Source organism: Paenibacillus sp. 01L418 (genome assembly GCF_056400045.1).
Map to the genome: position 1 here is coordinate 1 of NZ_JBFTSN010000454.1, position 4,860 is coordinate 4,860.

The 4,860-nt window shown below is 41.8% G+C and carries 6 protein-coding genes; 3 read left to right on the forward strand and 3 right to left on the reverse strand.

The window, feature by feature from the left end; genetic code table 11:
- Both AC1DSE_RS30145 and AC1DSE_RS30150 read right to left on the reverse strand, forming a co-directional pair.
- Nucleotides 1-172, reverse strand: a 172-nt coding sequence (locus AC1DSE_RS30145) for an ATP-binding cassette domain-containing protein (RefSeq protein ID WP_477528693.1), incomplete at its 3' end; no start/stop codon positions are given.
- Nucleotides 148-996: an ATP-binding cassette domain-containing protein gene (locus AC1DSE_RS30150; protein WP_441886704.1), complete on the reverse strand. Its 849-nt coding sequence runs from the start codon at nt 994-996 to the stop codon at nt 148-150. The genes AC1DSE_RS30145 and AC1DSE_RS30150, both read right to left, overlap by 25 nt.
- A gap of 1,219 nt (nt 997-2,215) precedes the next feature.
- Here AC1DSE_RS30150 and AC1DSE_RS30155 point away from each other — a divergent pair.
- Nucleotides 2,216-2,437 carry a DDE-type integrase/transposase/recombinase gene (locus AC1DSE_RS30155; RefSeq protein WP_441886722.1) on the forward strand — a complete coding sequence of 74 codons (222 nt, stop codon included), beginning with the start codon at nt 2,216-2,218 and terminating at the stop codon, nt 2,435-2,437.
- 282 nt (nt 2,438-2,719) lie between these two features.
- Here AC1DSE_RS30155 and AC1DSE_RS30160 read toward each other — a convergent pair whose 3' ends face one another.
- Nucleotides 2,720-3,190 carry a DinB family protein gene (locus AC1DSE_RS30160; protein ID WP_477528691.1) on the reverse strand — a complete coding sequence of 157 codons (471 nt, stop codon included), beginning with the start codon at nt 3,188-3,190 and terminating at the stop codon, nt 2,720-2,722.
- 123 nt (nt 3,191-3,313) lie between these two features.
- On the opposite strand from AC1DSE_RS30160, the gene AC1DSE_RS30165 reads away from it, so the two are divergent.
- Both AC1DSE_RS30165 and AC1DSE_RS30170 read left to right on the forward strand, forming a co-directional pair.
- Nucleotides 3,314-3,460 (forward strand): WGxxGxxG family protein, encoded by a 147-nt coding sequence (locus tag AC1DSE_RS30165; RefSeq protein WP_441886728.1) that lies wholly within the window; start codon nt 3,314-3,316, stop codon nt 3,458-3,460.
- Nucleotides 3,461-3,604: 144 nt separating this feature from the next.
- The coding region (locus AC1DSE_RS30170) for a SpoVR family protein (protein ID WP_477528692.1) at nt 3,605-4,860 on the forward strand (1,256 nt) is incomplete at its 3' end.

Below are 4,860 nucleotides of genomic sequence, written 5' to 3' on the forward strand. Positions count from 1 at the left end.
GTATTAAACCAGCAGCCAGTTGCCCCAAAGTGGATTTGCCTGACCCGGAAGGTCCCATGACTGCGACAAATTGTCCATCCGGTAAAGAAAAGGTTATATCGTTCACCGCTTTATGCGCCATAGGTGATTTTTTGGCATGCGCATAGCTTACTTTGCTGAAATTGATTCCCATATGGATTTGGCCAATTCCTTTTCTGATCCACAGTATACGGGCAGATCCATACCTTTACTGCGAAGCGCTTTATTGAAACGAACCAGAAACGGCGGAAGTGTCTGAGCCTCTTCGAGAATAAAGGATTGCTTCATTAAAGTGAGGACGTCTCCATCAAAAGTAAGACGTCCATGATTTAGTACCAGGACGCGATCCGCCCTCAAGATGTCTTCCGGATCATGCGTTACCTGGATGATGGTGAATCCCATTCGATGAAGGTCGGACATAACGTCATGCAATTTACCGGCATTTTGCGGATCTAACATGGATGCAGCTTCATCGAAAATGATAACTTGTGGATGCATGACGAGTATGCCTGCGATCGTAACCAATTGCTTTTGCCCGCCGGACAAGGTCCGAACGGACCGGTTCCGCAGCTCTACCAATTGCAGCAATCTCAGTATCCGATCTACTCTTGAAATCATCTCATCTCGCGTGAATCTTAAGTTTTGCAAACCAAACGCGATATCCTCTTCGACAGTACTGCCGACCATCTGTTCTTCAGGGTTTTGGAAAACAACTCCAACCAGCTGACGGATCTTTTGAACATTACCCGGACCGATATTTTCACCGAAAACAAGCACCTTTCCCAGACTTGGTTTCAATAAGCCATTCATTAACTTGACCAAGGTCGATTTTCCCGAACCGTTTCCTCCCACGATGGATACCCATTCACCCGGATTAATGCTGAATTTGAAATCCTTTACTATCCAGTTGCCGTGATCCAAATAGCGGAACGAAACGTCGTCAAATACGACGGATGGCGATTTGGCGGAATCGTTCATCCCGTTACCCCATTCCCGTCTCGTTACCTTCCCCCGCTTTTATAGTGAAAGCGTCGGGCCAGTAACCCTATTTATCGTTTTACAACTCGCCAAGCTATCAATTGGTTTGAAATTCCAGATTGTTTATTCATTTTTCATCATATGAACAAATGGTTGTACCTTATGTTAAACTGTGTGAATCAAACTATAACTTTTCTGCCTACGAGTGTGTGAGTAAAACGGTGAATTTTATTGAAGTTCAATTGACGATTACTTAGAAGTAGATACATATAACGGATGAGCAATTGTAGTTCCGAAAATGAGTATGTCAGGAATTGGGTATCTCGCGTATATCACTGATCCAAGTGGTATGGAAAAAGATAAAAAATTGGGCTCAAAAGGGTCCCCTTGAATTTTGCTTTATTAATGATAATGTGAATCTGGATGGATCGCCCGATTCCTAGAATCGCTTGAGGATGAAGGATATGAAAGAGATGACAATTCAATGTAAGCTAACTGGAGATACATCGTCACGAAATGGCGAATTGGGTTTTCAGCCTTGCAGCATTTTGCTCAAGTCCATATAAAACGCGTACCACCAATGACCGTCCGGATCAGCAAAACCGCAGCAGTACATCCAGTCACCCAGTAACCATAGATGATATTCTTTACCTGGTTATAGTAGCTCCTAAAAAGATACTAAATTTACTTGGAATCAACGTCTTGAATAAAAAGTTGATTTCTATGATAATTTTGCTACTTAACAAAATCTTCAGAATGTGCCACATAATTCTCCTTAACTTTCGACTTTATTATGGACCTTGAAGTAAAAAATCCTGTGCCACTGTGCTCGATAAGATATAATTAAGGGCATAGAACACTTAAAATGCGAAAAAAAGCAGCAGCTTACTAGGATGATAGATTCGTCCTAATCTGCCGCTGCTTCCCCATACTTCTTTTAAAGACTTACGTCAGTTTATGTTATCAAACCCGTACACGGGAAAGATTCAGAACCTGAGTATATGGGTCTAAAAAAGGATTCAATTCAACAAGTAATCGTTATGTTGATTCATTAAATTTAACCCTTTCAATTAGGGCAGTAGGTGAAGGCCAGGGGGGATACAACACTCCCCGCTATACGTCCTTGTGACGCAATAGCTAGTGTAAATGAACCGGGACTTATCCCGAAGTGGATTCTATGCATACTTGAAGCGACTGAACACAGATAAGAATAAGCAGGATCGCTTACCAAACCAGTCATCACAATGACAAGCAACTTGTTCTACAGACGTTCTCTAAGGTCTTTGAGAAGGAAAATGACGTGACTGGGCTGATCTTTCACAGCGATCAGAGCCAGTACACATCCTACGGTTACCATGACATACTACCAAAGGTTGGCGCCCAAATCAGCATGTCCAAGCGGGGCAATTTTTACGACAATGCCTCAAGGGAGAGCTTCTAGTCGCATTTGAAGACAGTAGCGCTCTACCCTTATGATATACGATCAGTAGAAGAACAAAGCTGAATTGAAGAATATATACACTTTTACAACAATAAGCGTCGGCAAAGAAAACTAAACAATTTGGCTCCGATTCTGTCCACTATATGGAATCTTGACCAGCATCATCGGTTTTCCATATGTGTTTTTCCGATGTAGGCACTTCACTTACTGTGAAGGTTCTTTAGCATGCCTAATTTTAGTATACTGCCTTCGCCAAATAAATTTAAGAGAAAAATGTAAACTTCAATCCCATACCTTTGGCCGTTTTAATCCGGCTACTCTTAAATAATCTAAAAGTTGGCCTGAATGGACTGCTTCATGKTATGCAATTCTTAAAAGCATGTCGCCTAATGATCGAATGTAGCCTACGTCTTTTCTATCAATCTGGATTCTTGTTAAATCCTCTTGTGTATAGGATTTTACTGTATTCATAAATTCATTCCGATAGGTTTCTGAAAAGATGAGTTCCTCTTTGAGCGTTGTAAAAGTACGAGCCTCATAAGGGGATTCATAAGCGGTTAGACTTCCTTCATTCAACAAGGCAAGATGGTAATAATGTTCACTATCCAGGACATGGCGAATCATCTCTTTTATGCTCATTGCTTCTGAATCAGGCCTCCAGTCCAAAAACTCATGCGGAATACTTCCCCAAATAATCATGCTTCTGCGTCGAATCTCATTTAAATTCTGAATTATGGCTTCTATAGCGTTCATAGCTGCTTCCTTTCGACTTCAATTTATTGTACATTATATCAGAACTTACGTTCGTAATACAGCTAAAAAATAGATATTACAAGTAACCAGGATAAATAAGAGTTATCGCCCCCTCGCCTCCATATCCACCATGGAAAACTCCGATCTCATGAAGTCGTTTTTTTTGATTATAATCGTGGTTCAAATTGGGGTTGGCTTGGTCTTTTAGGTCTTCTTGGACTAGCAGGTATGAGAAGCCGAGCAACTGATCGTGACCGTGATCGAGCATAAATACTTTCCCCCTTTGTTAGTCAAAGGGGTTTTCTTTTTATTTTACATTCGAGGTTTAGCAAGATATGGGCTTAGTTTTGTTGTAATTTACGAATGAATTAGACTTGACATTCATTAACGGAACAGGTCGTTAGCGATTGTGTTTTGGGTTTAGGCATTTGCGGTAGAATTAGCAATACCCATCTCTATCGGTCTCAAAAACTTATCACATTTTCTTCATATTTATTGTTATTTGATAAAACTTTCCATAAAATGAAACTCCAATATGACTTCGGCTTAAGTAAGATTTACGAGCTTGTAATTAACTCCAACCCCTGCTACGCATTTCTACTTGAAGGAAATTCTTTAATCCAGAATAAACTCATCGTTGCCCATGTGCTCGCTCACTGTGACTTTTTCAAAAACAATGCTCGCTTTAGTGTTACCAATCGCAATATGGTTGAGAGCATGTCTGCTACAGCGGATCGCATTCATCAATATGAAATGGATCATGGAACAGAAGCAGTCGAAAAGTTTATCGATGCAATACTCGCCATTCAAGAGCATGTCGATCCGACGCTAATAAAGCCCTATCAATTAGATAAGAAACGTTATATCGAAATGGTGCAAAAGGACAGTGAGCGCTCGGAGTGGAATATCCCTTCCTCCTCTTATGATGACTTGTGGAATCTAGACCCGGATCGAACAGCTGCCGCCGCATCAGCCGCTCAATCACAGGCCGCTGACGCCAAACGTTTTCCGCCACGGCCAGAAAAAGATCTCGTATGGTTCATTGAGGAGTACTCCCCTACTCTGGAGGATTGGCAGCGCGACATTCTATCTATGCTTCGCGATGAGATGCTCTATTTCTGGCCGCAAATCGAGACCAAGATTATGAACGAAGGCTGGGCCTCCTACTGGCATCAGCGAATTATTCGCGAGCTTGATTTGACTAGCGATGAAACGATTGAGTTCGCTAAGCTAAACTCCTCTGTCGTGCAGCCATCCCGGCATACCTTGAATCCCTATTATTTAGGTTTAAAAATATTCGAGGATATCGAGCGTCGATTCGATAACCCAACGAAGGAAGAACAAGCACGCTTCGGACGCGTCCCTGGCAAGGGCAGGGAAAAAATGTTCGAGGTACGCGAGCTCGATTCCGATATTTCATTCATCCGCAACTACCTGACGAAGGATCTGGTTAATGATCTTGATCTATACATTTTCGAGAAAAAAGGTCCTGAATGGAAAATTACCGATAAGTCGTGGGAGAAAATTCGCGATCAGCTTGTTTATTCAAAAGTGAACGGTGGGTTTCCTAGCTTGATGGTCAAGGATGGAGATTTTAATCGTGTGGGTGAGCTTTATTTAATCCACGAGTATGAGGGTATGGAATTGGATCTGAAGTATGTGGAGCGTAC

Coding starts and splice junctions, on each gene's coding strand:
- AC1DSE_RS30150 (WP_441886704.1), bottom strand. CDS start 996: ATGAACGATTCCGCCAAATCGCCATCCGTCGTATTTGACGACGTTTCG.